Origin of the sequence: Kibdelosporangium philippinense, assembly GCF_021390435.2 — a bacterium.
Taxonomy (GTDB): domain Bacteria; phylum Actinomycetota; class Actinomycetes; order Mycobacteriales; family Pseudonocardiaceae; genus Kibdelosporangium; species Kibdelosporangium philippinense.
Window position 1 is genome coordinate 869995 of record NZ_JAJVCN010000004.1, and the last position, 18442, is coordinate 888436.

21 protein-coding genes and 1 pseudogene are annotated in these 18442 nt (G+C 66.0%); 10 read left to right on the plus strand and 12 right to left on the minus strand.

Annotated elements, in window-relative coordinates; all coding sequences use genetic code 11:
- Positions 1-35: 35 nt before the first annotated feature.
- Positions 36-821 carry an SDR family NAD(P)-dependent oxidoreductase gene (locus LWC34_RS46835; protein ID WP_233731844.1) on the minus strand — a complete coding sequence of 262 codons (786 nt, stop codon included), beginning with the start codon at positions 819-821 and terminating at the stop codon, positions 36-38.
- 24 nt (positions 822-845) lie between these two features.
- Here LWC34_RS46835 and LWC34_RS46840 point away from each other — a divergent pair, with 24 nt between their 5' ends.
- The 4 genes from LWC34_RS46840 to LWC34_RS46855 all read left to right on the plus strand — a co-directional run bounded on the left by LWC34_RS46840 (position 846) and on the right by LWC34_RS46855 (position 6151).
- Positions 846-1433: a nitroreductase family protein gene (locus tag LWC34_RS46840; protein WP_233731846.1), complete on the plus strand. Its 588-nt coding sequence runs from the start codon at positions 846-848 to the stop codon at positions 1431-1433.
- Between the two features lie 37 nt (positions 1434-1470).
- Entirely contained in the window at positions 1471-4101 is a 2631-nt protein-coding gene (locus LWC34_RS46845) for an AAA family ATPase (RefSeq protein ID WP_233731852.1), read from the plus strand.
- 62 nt (positions 4102-4163) lie between these two features.
- Complete coding sequence (locus tag LWC34_RS46850) at positions 4164-4928, plus strand: creatininase family protein (RefSeq protein WP_233731854.1); 765 nt, start codon at positions 4164-4166, stop codon at positions 4926-4928.
- Between the two features lie 203 nt (positions 4929-5131).
- A complete protein-coding gene (locus LWC34_RS46855; protein ID WP_233731856.1) occupies positions 5132-6151 on the plus strand; it encodes an alpha/beta fold hydrolase in 1020 nt (339 codons plus the stop codon).
- 46 nt (positions 6152-6197) lie between these two features.
- Here the strand turns inward: LWC34_RS46855 and LWC34_RS46860 are convergent, their stop codons facing one another.
- Complete coding sequence (locus LWC34_RS46860) at positions 6198-6575, minus strand: ADP-ribosylglycohydrolase family protein (RefSeq protein WP_233731858.1); 378 nt, start codon at positions 6573-6575, stop codon at positions 6198-6200.
- Between the two features lie 18 nt (positions 6576-6593).
- Positions 6594-6764, minus strand: coding sequence for an ADP-ribosylglycohydrolase family protein (locus tag LWC34_RS46865; RefSeq protein ID WP_233731860.1), 171 nt, complete (start codon positions 6762-6764; stop codon positions 6594-6596).
- A 50-nt stretch (positions 6765-6814) separates the two neighbouring features.
- Here LWC34_RS46865 and LWC34_RS46870 point away from each other — a divergent pair, with 50 nt between their 5' ends.
- On the plus strand, positions 6815-7132 hold the full coding sequence (locus tag LWC34_RS46870) for a transposase (RefSeq protein WP_233722568.1): 318 nt from the start codon (positions 6815-6817) through the stop codon (positions 7130-7132).
- Complete coding sequence (locus tag LWC34_RS46875; protein WP_233722569.1) at positions 7129-8040, plus strand: IS3 family transposase; 912 nt, start codon at positions 7129-7131, stop codon at positions 8038-8040. The genes LWC34_RS46870 and LWC34_RS46875 overlap by 4 nt, the downstream gene beginning before the upstream one ends.
- A gap of 177 nt (positions 8041-8217) precedes the next feature.
- On the opposite strand, the gene LWC34_RS46880 is transcribed toward LWC34_RS46875, so the two are convergent.
- Genes LWC34_RS46880 through LWC34_RS46890 form a run of 3 tightly spaced genes read right to left on the minus strand, consistent with a single transcriptional unit; the run spans position 8218 to position 9778 of the window.
- A complete protein-coding gene (locus LWC34_RS46880) occupies positions 8218-8361 on the minus strand; it encodes a hypothetical protein (RefSeq protein WP_233731862.1) in 144 nt (47 codons plus the stop codon).
- The gene (locus LWC34_RS46885; RefSeq protein WP_233731864.1) at positions 8358-8948 is read right to left on the minus strand and encodes a DedA family protein; all 591 of its coding nucleotides are present in this window, start codon (positions 8946-8948) and stop codon (positions 8358-8360) included. Before LWC34_RS46885 ends, LWC34_RS46880 begins: the two co-directional genes overlap by 4 nt.
- Positions 8945-9778 (minus strand): hypothetical protein, encoded by an 834-nt coding sequence (locus LWC34_RS46890; RefSeq protein WP_233731867.1) that lies wholly within the window; start codon positions 9776-9778, stop codon positions 8945-8947. Before LWC34_RS46890 ends, LWC34_RS46885 begins: the two co-directional genes overlap by 4 nt.
- A gap of 91 nt (positions 9779-9869) precedes the next feature.
- On the opposite strand from LWC34_RS46890, the gene LWC34_RS46895 reads away from it, so the two are divergent.
- From LWC34_RS46895 to LWC34_RS59185, 3 genes and pseudogenes are all read left to right on the plus strand, one after another.
- Positions 9870-10469 (plus strand): TetR/AcrR family transcriptional regulator, encoded by a 600-nt coding sequence (locus LWC34_RS46895; protein ID WP_233731868.1) that lies wholly within the window; start codon positions 9870-9872, stop codon positions 10467-10469.
- 93 nt (positions 10470-10562) lie between these two features.
- Positions 10563-11216: a GntR family transcriptional regulator gene (locus LWC34_RS46900; RefSeq protein WP_233731870.1), complete on the plus strand. Its 654-nt coding sequence runs from the start codon at positions 10563-10565 to the stop codon at positions 11214-11216.
- Between the two features lie 52 nt (positions 11217-11268).
- A pseudogene (locus LWC34_RS59185) lies at positions 11269-11352 on the plus strand (xanthine dehydrogenase family protein molybdopterin-binding subunit); the annotation flags it as partial.
- A gap of 45 nt (positions 11353-11397) precedes the next feature.
- On the opposite strand, the gene LWC34_RS46905 reads toward LWC34_RS59185, so the two are convergent.
- Both LWC34_RS46905 and LWC34_RS46910 read right to left on the minus strand, forming a co-directional pair.
- Entirely contained in the window at positions 11398-11991 is a 594-nt protein-coding gene (locus LWC34_RS46905) for a MarC family protein (RefSeq protein WP_233731872.1), read from the minus strand.
- 8 nt (positions 11992-11999) lie between these two features.
- On the minus strand, positions 12000-13580 hold the full coding sequence (locus tag LWC34_RS46910; RefSeq protein WP_233731883.1) for an MFS transporter: 1581 nt from the start codon (positions 13578-13580) through the stop codon (positions 12000-12002).
- 183 nt (positions 13581-13763) lie between these two features.
- Between LWC34_RS46910 and LWC34_RS46915 the strand changes: the two genes are divergently transcribed.
- The gene (locus tag LWC34_RS46915; RefSeq protein ID WP_233731884.1) at positions 13764-14807 is read left to right on the plus strand and encodes a class I SAM-dependent methyltransferase; all 1044 of its coding nucleotides are present in this window, start codon (positions 13764-13766) and stop codon (positions 14805-14807) included.
- Here the strand turns inward: LWC34_RS46915 and LWC34_RS46920 are convergent.
- The 4 genes from LWC34_RS46920 to LWC34_RS46935 are packed head-to-tail and all read right to left on the minus strand — an operon-like array spanning position 14797 to position 18376.
- The gene (locus LWC34_RS46920) at positions 14797-15801 is read right to left on the minus strand and encodes an LLM class flavin-dependent oxidoreductase (protein WP_233731892.1); all 1005 of its coding nucleotides are present in this window, start codon (positions 15799-15801) and stop codon (positions 14797-14799) included. The two genes, LWC34_RS46915 and LWC34_RS46920, sit on opposite strands and share 11 nt — an antisense overlap.
- Positions 15779-16948, minus strand: coding sequence for an MAB_1171c family putative transporter (locus LWC34_RS46925; RefSeq protein ID WP_233731894.1), 1170 nt, complete (start codon positions 16946-16948; stop codon positions 15779-15781). The genes LWC34_RS46920 and LWC34_RS46925 overlap by 23 nt, the downstream gene beginning before the upstream one ends.
- A complete protein-coding gene (locus tag LWC34_RS58440; RefSeq protein WP_233731895.1) occupies positions 16938-17867 on the minus strand; it encodes an ImmA/IrrE family metallo-endopeptidase in 930 nt (309 codons plus the stop codon). The genes LWC34_RS46925 and LWC34_RS58440 overlap by 11 nt, the downstream gene beginning before the upstream one ends.
- The gene (locus LWC34_RS46935; RefSeq protein WP_233731896.1) at positions 17864-18376 is read right to left on the minus strand and encodes a hypothetical protein; all 513 of its coding nucleotides are present in this window, start codon (positions 18374-18376) and stop codon (positions 17864-17866) included. The genes LWC34_RS58440 and LWC34_RS46935 overlap by 4 nt, the downstream gene beginning before the upstream one ends.
- Positions 18377-18442: the final 66 nt, after the last annotated feature.

An 18442-nucleotide genomic window follows, 5' to 3' on the forward strand; every position in this document is an offset into this window, starting at 1 on the left:
CGCGATGATCACCCTTTTGGCGCTATAACACATCCTCAGAAGGGATGATTGGCGGTCACGCCGCCGTCGACCCGCAGAGTCGCGCCGGTGATCCACCGTGCCGCGTCGGAAAGCAAGAACAGGCAAGCATCCGCGATGTCCGCTGGCGTGCCGAGACGTCCGAGCGGCGCGGCCCGGTGCCAGCGTTCGACCCCGTCCGGCCAGTCCTCGTCCAGCCCGGGACGATTGATCAGCCCTGGGCACACGACATTGACCCGGATTCCCGACGGGCCGAACTCCAGCGCGGCCGCGCGGGTATGCATGATCACGGCCGCTTTCGAGGCCGCGTAATGGCTGTGCGCGGGTGCGGGCACCTCACCTTCGATGGACGCGATGTTCACAATGCTCAGTGGCGTTCCCTCGGCGATCGCACGGTTGGAAACAGCCTGAGTCACAAGGAAAACCGCGCGCACGTTGACCTCGAAAACACGGTCGAACTCCGTGACATCCATGGACGTCAACGGCGACAACGGTTGCAGGGCGGCATTGTTGACGACACCATGAAGTGTGCCTGCCTCGTCCACTATGGCCTCGACAACGTCCGGATCGGACAGGTCGCCCTGAACTCCGTGCGCCGCAACGCCATACTTACGGCAAGCTGCCAGAACTGGCTGCAGCCGTTCGGGATGCGCGTTGGCGTGTGCGATCACGGTCGCTCCGGCTTCGGCGAGGCGGACGGCCACACCCGCGCCGATCCCGCCGCTGGCGCCGGTCACCAGGACCGTCCGGTCACGAAGGCGGAGGAGTTCATCGACCGGCGGCGCGGTCAAGTTGTCGGGCATGCGGCTGAGAGTACGGTCGCTGCCATGGAGTTCCGGGAAGTGGTGCGCCGGCGCAAGATGGTCCGGTCCTTCACGGCCGAGCCGGTCGCCGCGGACGTGGTCGAGCGGATCCTCGATGTCGCGCGCCGAGCGCCCACCGCCGGGCACAGCCAGGGCGTCGAGTTCGTGGTGATCACCGAGGAAACCACGCGGAACGCGATCGCGAAGCCGTCCGACGAGCTCTTCGCGCAGTCCGGGCACCACAATTTCGTGGCACAGGCACCCGTGCACATCGCGATCTGTGTCAGCCCGGAGATCTACCGGTCCCGATACCGCGAACCGGACAAGATGCAGGCGGTCTCGGACGTACCGGATGACGATCTCTGGGCGATCCCGTACTGGTACACCGACGCGGGCGCGGCCTTGATGCTCCTGCTGCTCGCCGCGGTCAACGAGGGCGTCGCGGCCGCGTTCGCCGGCGCCGGACGTGCGGGAGATGCTGGGCATTCCCGGCGACTATGTCTGGATCGGTACCGCCCTGCTCGGTCACGAGGCCGCGGACGCCCGGCGGTTCGGCGACGTCAGCGCGGTTTCTCGGCCCCGGCGGGCTTGTCGCGACGTGGTCCACAATGAGCGGTGGTGAGCCGGGTTTCGTACCAGAATGAGTGAGATGGGCGCACTGATCGGTCGAGAGCGGGAGAAAAAGACCCTGTCGGAGTTCGTCGACGGGGTCCGTGACCACGGCGGCGCCATGATCGTCCGTGGCGAGGCCGGAATCGGCAAATCCGCGCTCGTCGCCGAGGTGACCGCGCTCACGGCCAATATGCGGGTGCTCAAAACGACCGGTGCGGACTCGGAACAGCATCTGCCCTTCGCTGGTTTGCACCAGCTGCTGCATCCGGTTCAGCGCGAGATGGACACACTTCCCGCCGCGCAGCGAGACGCGCTCAGTGCGGCGCTTGGTCTTGCTGACACGCAGGCGCCGAACATCTATCTCGTCGGCCTTGCCACCCTGAACCTGCTTGCCGATCTGGCCGCCAGCAAGCCGTTGTTGTTGATCGCCGAGGACGTGCACAGTCTCGACCCGTCCAGTGTGGACGTTCTCGCGTTTGTCGCTCGCAGACTGGAATCCGAGCCGATCGTGCTGATCGCCACGGTCCGGTCAGGGGAGTGCACCCGGCTTGACGAAGCCGGGCTGCCGTCGATGATGCTCGAACGTCTACCCGACGACGCGGCCGCCGACTTGCTCGACATTGTCGCGCCCGATCTCACGGCGCCGGTCCGTGCGCGATTGCTCGCCCAGGCGGCGGGCAATCCCTTGGCGTTGACTGAATTGCCGCGTAGTGGAATGTCGGTGCGGCTGGAAGAGGCTTTTACCGCCCGGGTCGCGGGGTTGCCCGACGAGACCCGCGAAACCTTGTTGATCGCCGCGCTCAACGACAGCGGCTCGCTCAAGGAAACCTTGGACGCCGCGGCCGTCGACATCTCGGTGCTGACGCCCGCGGTCGAGGCGCGGTTGATCGAAATCGACTATGGCACGCTGACCTTCCGGCACCCGCTGATGCGCTCGGCGATCCCGCAAGCAGCGGATCTCGGGCAGCGACAAGCCGCGCATCGCGCACTGGCCGAGGTGCTCGACAGGCAGCCCGAGCGGCGAGCGTGGCACCGGGCGACGGCCTCGACCGGGCCGGATGACGCCGTCGCAGCCGATCTGGAAGCCGCGGCCGAGCACGCGCTGCGTCGCGGTGACGTCGCGGGAGCCGTGACCACCTTCGAACTTTCCGGGCAGCTGAGTGAAAACGCGCTGCAGCGGGCCGAACGGCTCCTGCAAGCCGCCGAACTGGCCGTCGAATCCGGTCGTAAGGACGTCGTCGTGCGGCTGCTGCGCGACATTGGCGAGTTGACCGCGGAGCAGCAAGCACGGGCGACGTTGATCCTGAGCGATTTCGAGGACGGCCTGCGCTCCACGACCGGCCCGATGGAGCTGGCCGAGCTCGCCGAATCGGTCGCCGCGGACGGCCGGACCGACCTCGGCTCGCGTATCCTGTGGAGCGGCGCGATGCGGTGCTTCTGGGTCGAGCCGGGACCGACCGCCCGGCAGCGGGTGATGTCCGCGGCGGACTGCTTGCTCCCCGATGACCTTGATCCCCGCAAGGTCGCGATCACGGCCTACATCAGCCCGTTCTCGCGTGGCGAGGCGGTCGACGCTGGCCTGCGCCACCTCGCTGGTCACACCGGTGGAGATCCCCTGGTCGAACGGTTCCTCGGCAGCGCGGCAATGCAGTTCGGGGCGTTCAAGGAGTCCGCGCGGCTGTCCGCGTCGGCTGCTTCCGGTCTGCGTGCCCAGGGCAGGCTTGGGCTGCTGACCAGGGCGTTGGCCGTGCACGCGTGGAGCTCGGTGCGCCTGGGCAATGTGGCGACCGCGCTACCGGCGGCTGTGGAGGCTGGGCGGCTCGCGCAGGAGACGGACCAGCCGTTCATGCGGGGTCTGAGCTTGGCTGTCCAAGCCGAGATCGCCGCACTTCGGGGTGACTGCCAGGCGCAGGCGGTTGCTGCCGAGGCCGAGCAGATCGGGCTCGCGGTTGGCGCGCGGCCAGTTCTTGCCACCGTGCAGATCGCCCGTGGGATCGCCGCGCTGGGCCAGGGGCGATACGCCGACGCGTTCGCGGATCTCCAGCGGCTGCACGACCCCGCCGATCCGGCGTACCAACTTGCCTTGCGCTGCTACACCTTGCCGGAATTGGCCGACGCGGCCGTCCGAACCGGCCAGCCTTTGGACTCAGTCTTGTCCGAAATGGAGGAATATGGGCGGTCTGCGGGTTCGCCCGCACTCCACATCGGCCTGCGCTACGCCAACGCAGTGCTCACGCAGCAGGAGGATGCGTACGTGGCCGCGCTGAACGCCGACCTCTCGGGCTGGCCGCTCGAACGCGCCCGCATCCAGCTCGCGTTCGGCGAATGGCTAAGACGGCACCGCCGCGCCGCGGAATCCCGCGCTCATCTGCGGGCCGCTCGCGAGACGTTCGACGCGCTCGGTGTCCTCGCGTGGAGCGAGCGCGCACGTGGCGAGCTGCGTGCCGCTGGTGAGGCGAGCCCTCGACGTAGCCCTGATGCCCGTGACCAGCTGACCGCCCAGGAGTTGAGCATCGCGCAGCTAGCGGCCAAGGGGCTGACGAATCGTGAAATCGGCCACCGTCTCTACCTTTCGCACCGTACGGTAAGCACGCACCTGCACCGCATCTTTCCCAAGCTGGGCATCAGTTCCCGCGCCGAACTCGGCGCCGCGCTCAAATCCGCGTGACGTACAGGGGGACCGTCACCTGACGGACGCGGGTCGACGCCGCGAGTACTTACCGTCCGGCCGTGCCCGAAACGAAAGAAGTCAGGTGGAATCACCTCACGGCCGCTGAGCTGAACGAACTCGCCGCCCGCGGCGCAGTCGTGCTTGTTTCGATCGGGTCGACCGAGCAACACGGCCCGCACTTACCGACCGGTGTCGACGACTTCATGGCGGCCGAGGTCTGCCGCCGGGCCGCGATGTTGATCGACGATGGCCCGCCGGTGATCGTGGCGCCGTCCATCCCGTTTGGTCTCGCCGAGCACCACATGCTCTTCGGTGGCACGCTGACGCTGTCGCTGACCACGCTGCACGCACTGCTGCGAGACCTATGCCGGTCCATCGACCGTGCTGGATTCAGCGGGATCCTGATCGTCAACGGGCACGGCGGCACCATGACAGCGCTGCACGCTCTGACCACGGAACTGACCGCCGAGCTGAACATCCCGGTCGGGTTCACGAACTACTTCGCCGCCGGGCGCACAGTGATCCGGGAAATCCTGGAAACCCAGGACGGCCTGATGCACGCCTGCGAAGGCGAAACCTCGATGATCATGGCTGCGTTGCCCGAACTGGTGCGGACCCAGGAGCTGGACAACGCGGTCGGGCCCGCGATCACGTTGCCTGCCGAGTCAACCGATCCGGTGTATTTCGCGGTGCCATTCCGTGCCATCACCGAATCAGGAGTGGCAGGCAACGGGAACAAAGGAACGGCCGAGAAGGGCGAACGCTTGCTCGACGGCTGCGCCCAGGCTTTGGCCGACGCGCTGGCCGCACGGAGGCACTGGTGATGCGGGTGTGGGCTGCCAGCTTCAGCAACGGTGGACACAGTCGCAAGCAATGGTCGACACACGCTTCAGCAACGGTGGACACACGCTTCAGCAACGGTGGACACACGCTTCGCCTTCATCATCGCCAGCCTGCTCTTCGGGATCGGTGAGGCTCCGCAAGGGCCAGTCAGCAAGGAAAAAACGGTACTGGAAGGAGCAATGACATGATCAACAGAAGGCAGTTCTCCACGGGTGGCGCGGCCCTCATCGCCACAGCTTCGCTCGCCGCGTGCTCGTCATCGGACACCGGCCCAGCGGCAGCGCCCGCGACCACAACAACGTCGAAGAACACCTCATTCGGCCCACTGAAACAGGTGCAGGCCGGTGTGCTGAACATCGGATACGCCGAAGCCGGTCCTGCCGACGGACCAGTGGTCATTCTCTTGCACGGCTGGCCGTACGACATTCATGCCTTTGTGGACGTTGCACCTCTGTTGACAGCAAAGGGATACCGGGTGTTGGTGCCGTACCTGCGTGGTTACGGCACGACGACGTTTCTGAAGGGCGACACGGTCCGCAACGCCCAGCAGACCACGTTCGCCTCGGACATCGTCGCGTTCATGGACGCGCTCAAGGTCGACAAGGCTGTCCTCGGCGGATTCGACTGGGGTGCAAGGACTGCGTGCGTGGTCGCGGCCCTGTGGCCGCAGCGGGTCAAGGCACTCGTGTCGGACGGTGGATACATCATCACGTGCCTGAAAGGCAACCTGCAGCCGCTGCCTCCAGTGGGCGAATTGGCTTGGTGGTACCAGTATTACTTCGCCACCGAACGCGGCGTGATGGGTTATACGAAGAACCGGCACGACTTCAACAAGCTCATCTGGCAAGGCGCTTCGCCGAAGTGGCGCTTCGATGACGCGACCTACGAGCGCAGCGCCACCGCGTTCGACAACCCGGATCACGTCGCCATCGTGATCCACAACTACCGGTGGCGGCTGAGCCTTGCACCGGGCGAGCCTGCTTACGACGCGCTCGAGCAGAAGCTGGCGGACGCTCCGGCGATCACGGTGCCAACCATCACCATGGCCAGTGACTTCGAAGGGGCCGCTGCCGACGGCATGGCGTACCGCAGCAAGTTCACGGCGAAGTACGAACACCGTGTCCTCAATGGAATCGGCCACAACGTCCCGCAGGAAGCACCGGAGGAGTTCGCCAAAGCCATCCTCGACGTCGACAAGTTCTAGCTGCATAGGCAGCGCGCAACAGCTGGCCCTGGGCCACCACTTGCCCTTAGTCCCGCTCCGGTGCGCCAGAACTCAGCTCGGCCAACTGGTCCGCGTATTCGATGCGTGCGACCCAGTCCGCTGGCCACGCCGCCAAACCGTGCGCGGCGCCCGCGAACGCTCCGGCCAGTGCGGCGATCGAATCGGAGTCGCCACTGGTCCGGGCGGCCCGCGTCAGGCATCGCACTGGGTCGTCGGCGTGCCGGATCGCGCAGTACAGACCGGTCGCCAGCGCCTCCTCGGCGATCCAGCCCTCGCCGGTGGCAAGGCATGCGTCCATGCCATCATCTGGCCGCGCGAGGCCAGCCATCAGCAGCTCAATGATCGCGGCACATTCATCCCAGCCGCGGGCGATGAAGTCGGCTGGTGTGGTCGCGCCCGGCATCTGCCACAGGGATCCCAGTCAATCCGCTAGGTAGACCGTGCGCCGTTCTTTGCAGCGGGCTAGCAGCGCGGCGGGCACGTCGACGAGGTTGAGCCCGTCGACCAGCAGTCGCGTCGCGTAGGCGGTGAGCTCGGCGGCGGCCAACGCCGTGGGGTGGCCGTGGGTCATCGCGGCCTGCAGTTGCGACATGTGCTTCCCCTCGTAGCGTGGAGACCTGAACCAAGAGAGATGATCAGGTCGTGGGAGATAAGAGGCGCCGGTTTGATCCGGAGTTTCGGGCGGGTGCGGTGCGCATCGTGTCCGAGACCGGCAAGTCGGTGGCGCAGGTCGCACGGGATCTGGGGATCAGCGCGTACACCCTGCACAACTGGGTACAGGCCGACCGGCGCCAGACCGGGCAGCCCGCAGACGGGTTGAACGAGGCCGAGCGTGCGGAGTTGGCCCGGCTGCGGGCCGAACGAGCACAGTGGGCGAAGGAGAAGGCCGAGTTGGAGATGGAGCGTGATGTGCTCAAGCGCTCCGTGGTCCTGTGGGTGAAGGACGCGATGAACCAGTGATCGTGGCGGAGTTCATCGCGTCCCAGAGGACCAAGCACGGTGTCCCGCATGCGATCGCCTGCCGGGCCTTGGAGGTCTCGCAGTCCTGGTTCTACAAGTGGATCAACCGCAAGCCCACTGCCCGTGATCAGCGGCGGGAGCAGTTGGATGAGCAGATCAGGAGGTTGTTCACTGTTTCGGGTGAGACCTATGGCAGTCCCCGGATCACCCGTGACCTGCGGGAGGCCGGCTGGAAGGTCTCGGAGAACACCGTGGCGGCGCGGATGGTCGAGCTCGGTCTGGCCGGACGACCGCCGAAACGCCGGCGGTCGCTGACCCGGCCGGGGAAACGGCCAGTGGCTCGCGATCTGGTTCGGCGGAACTTCACCGCGGTGGCACCGGATGTGTTGTGGTGCGGGGATGTCACGCAGATCGACACCGATGAGGGGCCGCTGTATCTCGCGACCACTGAGGATCTGTTCTCCCGCCGGATGCTGGGTTACGCGATGTCCGCCCACCATGACGCGGCTGTGGTGGTGGCGTCGCTGCGGATGGCCGCGACCACCCGGGGCGGGGACGTGGACGGGGTGATCTTCCATACCGACCGCGGATCGGAATACACCGCCGCAGCGACCGCGGCGGCCTGCCGGACGCTGGGTGTGGTGCAGTCGATGGGCCGGGTCGGGTCCGCATTGGACAACGCCGCGGCCGAGGCGTTCAACAGCACACTCAAGGTCGAATTCGTACACCGACACCGGTTCACTACCCGAGCTGAGGCGCGGATCAAGGTCGCGACCTGGATCGCGGACTTCTACAACACCACCCGCCGGCACAGCGCCAACGACGGCCTGGCCCCGATCCCGTTCGAGCATCAGATGGCACACGCACGAGCAGTATCAGCGACGCAGGTCAGAACCGAAGTGGCATAAACCGTCTCCACGATCTGAGGGGATTGACAGACACCCCGGCAAGGGTGTCGAGGTCAACCTCGGGCAGCAAACCGACCGGGGTGACCCGCATGTTCGCGCCGCATCCCTTGGAACCCGTGATGGTCGCGTCGACCCATGGCTCGCCTTCCGCCAGCCCGCCGCATGCGCGTAGACACGTCATCCCGGCGCACGGTTGTTGTCCGGACTGTGTGCCCACGCCACGAACTGCTCGCGCAACCGTGGATCGAGGACGCCAGCGGTGTATTGCTCGACTCCGTGCAACGCCCATGCGACTGCGAGCGCCGATCGACCCGCCGTCACGTTCCCTGATGCGGTGCGGGATGCACGAGGACCTTGCGTGCCAGCATGGTCGCGATGCCCAGTGCTGCCAGGCTGACGCCGAGTACCGCGAAGATGTTGCCGCCGGACAACGTGTTCACGACGTACCCGACCGCGATGGCGCACGTGGTCCAACCGAGCGCGGCCACGGCGACAACTGACCCGAACCGGCGTGTGCCCATTCCCTGTTGGGCAGCTGTGAACACGACCGCCGACCGTCCCGCTGGGATGAACCGGCTTGCCAGCGCCACGGCGAATGGTTGCGACGTAAGGGCTTCGGTCAGTGCGTGATGTCCGTTCCTGAGTGGACCGAAGGTTGACACCAGGCGGGTCAGCCGTTCGCGATGGCGGACTCCGAAGTGGTACGCGGCCAGGTCGCCGATCCATGAGAGCGCGGCGGTGTAGACCACTAAGGCAAGGACGTCGACGGGCTGATCGACGCTCGCGGCCGTGATTACGACGAGCATGCCGGTCGGGACGATCGGCAGGTAGACGTCGCCGAGGATGAACAATGCGATTGCGAGGTACGCCCACGGCGACTCGGCCAATGAGCTCACGATGTCGGTCATGCCGTCGTCTCCTTGACGCGGTCCGGGCGGGGGCGTGCGATGATCCGGCGGCGTGCCAGGTAACCGGCGAACAGGCCGCAGGCCAGGAAGAGCAGTCGTTCCAGTGCGGGCGGAGCGTCCTCCGGCTCGTCGTACCCGCCGTCCTGCAGGCCAGCCATTTGCTCGAAGTGGTTGTGTGAGCCAGGGAAGAACGCCTCGTCGGCGGCGTACAGAACCGGGAAGGTCAGCGGGCCGCTGAACAGCGTGGACACGGCCCACTGGGTGACGTGCACGCTCTCGTGCTCCGAGGCCCGCATGACCTGGCGTCGGGTCATGTCGTTCTCGGTCGATGTCAGGTAGACCGTGCCGTACATGGTTCCGGCCCGGGCGAATCCGTCGTTGGCGCGTGCCAGCGTGAGTCCGTTCAGTGCTGACCTGCAGACCGTGCCGTCGTTGAGGGATGAGTAGAGCAGGACGCCGCCGGAGACTGGAGCGTTCACGACGGTCCGGATAGTCTGCCAAGTGCCTCCGGTATCGACTCCCCACCTGGCCATTTGCGTCGGGGTCACGTTGACCACCTCGGGGCAGATCGGCGGCCTCGTGGCCACCGTCGTGGTGACGAAGAACCCGGCGAGGACGACCTGCAGGCTGGCGGCGGCGACGACCAGCACAGCCCGGCGCCGGGACGGCCGGTGGTTGTGTGCCGTGCCGACGATCGCCAACACCAGGCCGACGATCCCGCCACAGAGCAGGCAGGCCGCCCACCATGCGACGGCGCGTGCGGTGAACCGCCTTGGCTTGGCGGGCAACGGAAGGGGAGCGCCGCCCTGCCTGGTCAACTGGATCGTCACGGCCGTCTCGTCTCGGTCTCCGGTGTGGTGATCCAGTTCTAATACGAAACGGACCGTTTTGCAAGACGGTCCGTTCTGTTATTCTGTGCACATGACAACCCAGCAGTCCTCCGGACGGCGTGGCCGAGGCCGTGTGCGCGACGCCGCGACAACCGAAGCCATCCTGGTCGCAGCCATGGACTTGCTCGCCGAACGCGGCCTTGCGGCGTTCACGATCGAGCGGCTGGCGGCGAAGGCCGGAGTGAGCAAGGCGACTATTTATCGCTGGTGGCCATCGCGGGGCGCGGTCGCGCTCGACGCGTTGCTGGCGACGGTTGAGCCCCAGGTGCCTTTCCCCGCGGAAGGTGACTTCGAGGCAGTGATCCGGGATCAGGTCACTTCGCTTGTCCGGATCTTCCGTGACGATCCTGCCGGTGACGTGATCAGGGCGCTGATCGCCGAGTCGCAGGCTGATCCGGATCTGGCCGCGGGCTTTCGGGAGCGGTGGCTGGAGCCCCGGCGGGTTGCCGGGCGGGCCGTGTTCCGGCGGGCTCAGGAGATCGGGGAGTTGCGGACCGATCTCGATATCGAGACGGCGATCGACCTGATCTATGGGCCGGTCTACTTTCGGCTGCTTGTCGGGCATGAGCCGTTGAGTGACTCCTTTGCCGCTGACATCACCGCTTATGCCATGCGGGGGCTTCGGCCATAGGTTCGTGCACCTGGCGCATACCGGCCATGCCACCTCCTTATGCTGTCTACAAGATTGTTGACAATCGTGTAGACGATTCCTGCCGTCAAACACGTGACACGCGCAGGTGAGATCGGCAAGCAAGCCGCATTGGACGCGCTACGCACCGCCATCGGCAACGGCGACGTAGCCCCAGGCCAGCGCCTCGTGGAAACAGAGCTGGCCGAACGCTTCGGAGTCTCACGAGCCAGCCTCCGCGCGGCCCTCATCGACCTGACCGCGGAAGGGCTGGCCGAACGCATCCCCAACCGGGGCGCCCGAGTCCGAGTGATCACGGTCGAAGAAGCCGTGGCCATCACCGAATGCCGCATGGCACTGGAAGGCCTGTGCGCGAGCAAGGCCGCCGAGAAGGCAACGGCCGCCCAGATCGACATCCTGCAGACGCTGGGCGAGACCATGTCCCACGCGGTCGAGGTGGGCGATGCCGTCAAGTACTCGTCGCTCAACCGTGCTCTGCACCAGTTCATCCGCGAGGTCGCTGACCAGCCAGTAGCCAACGATCTGCTTCAGCGGCTGGCACAGCAGATCGTCCGGCACCAGCTCCGGTTGGCGCTCCGACCCGGCAGGCCGCGGCAGTCGCTGGCCGAACACCTCGCGATCATCCGCGGTATCGCCGATCACGACCCGGACGCTGCCGAGGCGGCGGCGCGGGCACACCTGCGCAGCGTGATCGAAGCCCTCAAGGAGACGAAGGGAAATCCTCGATGAGCGGACCACTCCTGGTGATCAGCGCGTACGCTGGGGACTCGTGTGGCGCGCGGCTGGGGCGATCGCCAACGCGGTGTACCACGCGACTGGGCGAAGGATCCGCGACTTGCCGATCACACAGGACAAGCTGCTCTGAACCCCAGCGGGCCGTGACCCCAGCACGTCACGGCCCGCTGTTGCGTCAGTTGATCTCCTCGATGATGTGCAGTTGCTCGAGGCCGCTGATGATCAGGTCGACGCCCAGCGCCGCCAGTAGGACGCCGAGGATGCGCACGAGCACCCAGGCATACGTCATCTTCAGGTAGCGCAGGAGGATTCCCAGGATGGCGATGGCTGCGAAGTCCAGTGCGATGACCGCGACATAGGCGCCTGCGAGCACGTAGGTCGTTGACCACGTGCTCGCGTCGGCCATCAGGAAGAGGTAGGCGACTGCCACTGGGTTTGCGTAGAACGAGGTGGCGAGCTCGTGTGTTCCTCCTGTTTGGTCGTGGCCCGTTTCTTGCTTGCGCCCCAGTACTAGGTCCAGTGCGTGTACGAACAGGATGACCCCGCTGGCCAGCATCAGTGCTCCGCCGCTGATGTGGAACAGCTGGATCAGCAGCCTTCCGGCCACGATCACGAACAGGCCGGTGGCGATGGCGGTCGCGGTCGTGGTGAACGCGACGCGCCAGCGCCCGCGGGCATCCGCTCTCTGAGTGTCCACAACGAACGCGAGCAGGATTTTCGGCGGTCCGACGACAGCGATCAGGATGCTGAACGCCTCCACAAAGGTCATACCCGCCATCATCGAGCCGGGTCGGGACCTCCGCCATTCGGAACAGTATGAGTGGACGGAGTGTTTGGCGCCGTCGGTGGCACCCGGCGTAGCACGACCAGCACGAAGGCCGCGATCAGAACCGACCCGCCCGCACCGATCCACGCCACCCAACGCAAACCGTCGACGAACGTACTGCTGGCAGCGAAACGCAGTGCGTCGCCCAGTGCGGTGGGCAGGGTTGCGGCTACCTCGAACGCCGATCCGAGTGTTTCCTTTGCCTGGGCAAGGGTTTCTCCGGGCAGGCCCGCTGGCGCCGTCTGTTCGAGTTCGCTGCGGTACACCACGGCGCCGAGGCTGCCGAGCAATGCGATGCCGGTCGCGCCGCCGAATTCGTTGGCTGTCTCGGAGATCGCCGCAGCCGCCCCAGCGCTTTCCTTGGGCACGGTCGCGAGTACGAGATCTGTCGCAATTGTTGCCACCGCACCGATCCCGGCGGCCATCACGAGTTGTGACGCCACCACCCAACCCACGCCGGACTCCACGCTGACCTGAGCGAACAGGACGAAACCCAAGCCGCCCAGCGTCAGTCCTGTTGCGACGATCAGCGAAGGCTTGATCTTCGCCGCTATCCCCGTCGCCACGCTCACCCCGACGAACATCCCGGCCATCCCAGGCAGGCTCCACAGTGCTGCTTTGAGCGGGCCGTAGCCGAGGACCAGTTGCAGGTACTGCGAGACGAACATCCCGAGTCCCGCAAGGACAAGAAACGTGATCGCGCACGCCACGACGGCACCACTGAACTGAACTCGGCGGAACAGTCGAACGTCGATCATTGGATGTTCGGCAGTCGACATGCGGCGCAGGAACAGCGCGCCGAACGCGAGGCCCAAAGCGATCGAACCCACGTAGCCCCAGGCGAACCCGTCGGCCGCCAGCTTCTTCACGCCGTAGATCATCGGCAAGATCGTCGCCAGCGACAGCACTGACCCGAACAGGTCGAATCGGCTAGCCGTCGGGCTACGGAACTCTGGCAGCAGGATCGGGCCGAGGACCAGCAACAACACCATGACTGGCACGTTGAGCAGGAATACCGATCCCCACCAGAAGTGCTCGAGCATGAATCCGCCGATGATCGGCCCGACGATCGCACCGCCCGCGAACCCCAGGGTCCACACGCTGACCGCGACCTGGCGTTGCCGTGGATCGTGGAACATGTTGCGGATCAACGAAAGCGTGGACGGCGCCAGCGTCGCGCCCGCGATCCCGAGCAGTGCGCGTGCGACGATCAGCATCTCGGTCGACTGGGCGTAGGCCGCGGCGATGGAGGCGAGACCGAACAGCGCCGCACCGGCGAGCAGCACTTTGCGCCTGCCGATCCGGTCGCCGAGTGTCCCCATCGTGATCAGGAAACCGGCGAGGACGAACCCGTACAGGTCGAGGATCCACAGCAGTTGCGAACTGCTCGGCGCCAGGTCGGCGCTGAGGAACGGCAGCGCGTAGAACAGCACCGACAGGTCCATCGAGACCAGCAGGCACGGCAGAACGAGGACGACCAGCCCGAACCACTCGCGCCGGGTGGCCAGCTGGCGTGATGCCACCAGGTCCATGAAATCCCCCTTGGATGTTTACGTTGCAAACAGGCGATGTGAACAACGTATACGCAAGGTCAGGGCGGATGTAAAGCGGATTCAGCTCGGGTGGTGTGTACGGTGTAACCATAAGTTGGCGAGCTTGCGCATGGTTGTCCGTCAGCGATTGCCCGGCCTGGTGCGCGCGTGTACGGATAAGGCATGGCTGAGGACAGTGTTAGCGAGTTTCTGACCAGGGTTGTCGAGGACAGCGGTGCCGCGTTCGCGGGAGTGAGCACGTCCATCGGCATCCGGCTTGGTCTGTACCAGGCGATGGCTGGTGCCGGGCCGATCACCGCCGAGCAACTCGCGGACCGGACCGGCCTGGTCGAGCGGTACGTCGTGGAATGGCTGGCGGCCCAGGTGGCCGGGCGGTACGTGGACTTCGACCCAGAGTCCACTTCGTACATCTTGCCGGAGGCGCATGCCGCTGTCCTTGCTGACCCGACATCACCCGCGTACGCCGCCGGTTGGTTCACGATGCTGAAATCCTTGTACGCCACGGAAGATGCCTTGGTCGACGCGTTCCAAACCGGGAGTGGTGTTGGCTGGCAGGACCACGGTCCGGAGTTGTTCGAAGGTGTGGCGGCGTTCTACCGGCCTGGTTACGTTGCCTCGCTGATCTCCGAGTGGTTGCCCGCATTGCCTGGTGTGGTTGAGAAGCTGCGCGACGGGGTGTCGGTCGCGGACGTCGGATGCGGGTTCGGGCATTCCACTGTGCTGATGGCGCAAGCGTTTCCACTGTCCAGTTTCGTCGGGTACGACTTCCATGAACCGTCCATTGTGAACGCGCGAAAGTATGCCGATGGCGTGCTCAACCTGAGGTTCCAGAAGGCGTCCGCGCAGGACTTTCCGGGCCCGTCCTACGACCTGATCACGTTCTTCGACTGCCTGCACGACCTCGGTGACCCAGTCGGCGCGCTCCGGCAGGTCGCGCGAACCCTCGCTGACGACGGCGTCTGCATGGTGGTCGAGCCGAACGTGTCAGCGAACGTCCTTGAGAACCGCAATCCGATCGGCCGCGCGTTCACGGCCACGTCCGTCAGCTTGTGCCTTCCCGCTGCCCTGGCGCAGAACGGCCCGCACGCGCTGGGCAATCACGCGGGGGAGGAGAAGCTGCGCGAGATAGCCGCGGAAGCGGGCCTGACCGGCTGGAAGCTCGCCGTCGAAACGCCGACGAACCGGATCTACGCCATCACCCGGTGACGCTGAGCCGCTCAACGAGGGATGCGAGCAGCTCGTACGACCGGCGGCGGGCTGCGTGGTCATACACCGGAGTCGTCACCATGATTTCGTTGGTACTGGTGTCATCCAGGACCTTTTGCAGCTGCTTGGTCACGGTGTCCGGGCTGCCGACAAGCACACTTCCGGAACGTACGGCGATTTCGGCACGATCGTCCTCCGTGTACGGATACGCCGCCGCGTCCTCAGGGCTCGGCAGTTGGATACGGTTGCCCCGGATCCGGCTGAGCACCTTCAACCGGGTCGAGCCCGCGAGCCATTCGGCGCGTTCGTCATCCTCGGCGACGATCACCGAAAGGCTGACCAAAAGCCGTGGCGAGGAGGCCTTTTCCCGATAGACGCGCGCAGCCTCGCCGGTCATCTCCAGGTTCAGGTGACCGGCGTAGGCATACGCCAATCCAAGCGAGGCGGCGATCTCCGCACTGTTGGGGGAGGAACCGAGCAGCCACACCGGCGGAACATTGCCTCCGACAACAGGAATAGCTTTGATCCGGGCATCCTGGGCAGGATTCAGCCAGCCCAGCAGCTCCTCCAGCTGTTCACGGAACGGCTTCGCCGTCCGCTCCCGCTCGGGACGAACCCGTTCCACCGCGGAACTAGGACCGCCTGGCGCGCGCCCGATCCCGAGGTCGATCCGTCCTGGATGGAGTGCGGTCAGCGTGCCGAACTGTTCTGCCACAACAATAGGAGCGTGATTCGGCAGCAGCACGCCACCCGCGCCGACGCGCAGGTGCTGCGTGCGGTTCGCGAGGTGGTTGACCAGGACGGCCGGGGCCGAGCTGGCTACGCCGCGCATGCTGTGGTGTTCGGGCACCCAATAACGGTGGTAGCCCAACGTATCCGCGAGGATGGCGAGATCGACGGTGTTCTCTAGCGCTTGCTTTGGCGTGGATCCCTGCACGATCGGCGAGGTGTCCAATACCGACAGACGAACGTCAGCCTGCCGAAGCCCGCTCATGGTCGTCCTTCCCGAGCACCCCACGGGTGCGAAGCTCGTCTGCCACCGCGGTCATCCACTCGGCCCGGCTGCGCCAGTCCGGGAAATCCGGTTCCAGCCGTGGATACGGCGGCTCAGCCGGTTCCGAGGAGCCAGCCCATTTGCGTTGTTCGGCGCGTTTCCGCAAGCCCGCGGCGATGGCCTCCGCGGCCACCTTGGGGTCACGGATGTCCCCTGTCGGCTGTGGACAGTCCCTGGCCAGCTCGCTCAGCCCGTCGGTGATTTCCGTTGTGACACGGTCGAAGTCGCCCTGTGTGCCATCGAGCGCGACATAAGGGAACTCCGCGGTCAGCGTCCGCCACAACGGCAGCATCCGCTTGCTGAAGCGGGCACGTACCGAATTGTCGAGGCGCGCGCGAACCGCCACGACGATCGTTGCCAGTGGCACCAACGCCAAACCAAGCGCCAGAACGAGTTGCCCGCCCAGCTGGCCAATGGAGTACAACGAAGTCAGCCAGTCGGGATCGAAGGTGGTGTCGATCTGACGGCCGAACTGGCGGACCAGCACCACACCGTCCACACCGATCGCCATCGCGGCCGACCCGACGATGACGATCCAGAACGCGGCCCGCGCCCAGACGTGACTGAGTTTCCGGCGCAACACCATGGCACGCCGGACACCGACGAACCACACGGTCAACGCGTAACCCGAAACCGACAGGTACCAAGCGGTGCGTTCCCAGTCGCTGTAGCGCTCCGGGCTCGCGGCCGGACGGCGGATCCCGTCGACCGAGATTTCCTTGACCACGACCATGACGATCAGCGCGGCCACCAGGAAACCCAGCTCTATCAGGGCTTTGCGCCTGCGCTGGGCGGCCGGGCGGTCGGTGTTGGCCAGCAGGAAGAACGTGGCCCAGCAGTAGGCCATCGCCATCCAGCAGCCGTTGAGGATGTAGCCCCAGACCTCCGGCCCGAAGAAGTCCTTGATCGGCTGCAGGAGCGGGGTCTTGATGCCGAACGTCGCGGCGAACGCGAGGAACACGAGCCCCAACGTGAGGACCCGGAGAGCTGGATCTCTCGGTCTGCGGGACAGCTGCACGATCTCCCAGATCATGACGGCGCAGATGACCACGCCCTTGGCCCACCGGATGACCAGCTCAACGTCCATACGTGAAACCAAACGCCCCTGCGATGCTCTGCTCGGCCGACCCCGCGGCATGCGGCAGCCGGTTCGGCTTCGGTCGTTGCTGCGCCAGCCGCGCCAACTCGCGGGCGCCGACCTCAGCCTCCCACTCACGCCAGTCGCCGTACGCACCGGCTACTGGATCTTCGGCCGCGCCGACACCGCAGGTGAAAGAGTCACTCATGGTGAGGTGGTCGCGGACGATGTGCATGACCTCGTGGAAGATCACCAGCGACTGCTGCGGAGCGGGGGAGTCGCGTTCGACGAAGATCCGGTCGACGTCCCGGCTTGGCGCCAAGTGCCCGACTCCGGACGTGCCGCCGAGATCGGTCGCCTTGACCTTGATCCGCCTCCCGCGCTGCTTGGCGAGCCGTTCGCACAGGTCATGCGGGGTGAAGGGCAGCGCCAACCCGAGTTTGTCGACCAGGCCGCAGCACAACTCACGCAGCTGCGCCATGTCCATTGGCGTCGGTGTCATCCCCATAGTCCCGCCGTCGTGCCCCGGCTGTACGTCGGCATCATGCCACGTTCGGATAGTGCCGGTGTCTGCACGTTCGCGCAATAGTGCGCGGCGCACATGTTCGCGCTGGGTAATGACGGGAATCCGGCAGATCCAGTAGGCGAGCAGGCCGCACTCGCGCAACCCACGGACCAGCAGTTCGTCGCGGATCCGGTCGGCGACGGCCAGGTCGTCACCGAAGTACGCCGGGTCGATGCCGAAAAACTCGGCCAAGGCAGCCAATTGGCCAGGCTCAGGCGCGGCTCCCGCGCGCAGCCGTTCGACGGCAGCTCCGCCTGCTTCCTCATTTGTGTAGGGCCGCCAGGCACCGGTGGCTGGGTCGCGCGTGACGACGACCTCGAACAGCCAGTTGAGCCGCTCAGCGACGGACCCGGGAGCGGTCACGCCTCCTCTTCGTCATCGTCGACCAGTGCCTTGGCCAACGCGCGCATCATCGAGGCCTGTTCACGGGCGGTCCTGGCGTTTCCGGCCGCATCTCGGCGGGCGGTCCGCGTGACACCGGAGGCCCGCAGGGCTTCTTGCAGCTCACGGGCGGCGTCGCGCAGCTCGTCCTGTGCTTGACGGCTCTCGGCGAGTTGCTGACGCAGCCGCTGCTCACGTTCGTCCAGGTCACGCTCGACTTGGGCAGTCACCGCGGGGTCGGTGAAGTACCCGACGGGGACGTCGAAGAACCAGGCCACCGCCTTGAGGGTGCGCAGGGTGGGGTTCTGCTTGACGCCTCGGCGCAGCTCACTGAGGTGTGACTCGGACATGTCCCAGCCCTCGGCCCGGCAGGCCGTGACAACCTCGCGGTTGGTGAAGGTCCGGTCCGGCGAGTCGGCCGGTCGTAGCACCTCGAACAGGCGGTTCAGCTGTGTGCTCAAACTGCCTGGTGGCTGCTCGTCGTGTGTCATCGCATATCTCCCGCAGTATCAGTAGCACTGCCGTGCGCTGTGGACAACACGCGCCAGCCCAGCGTC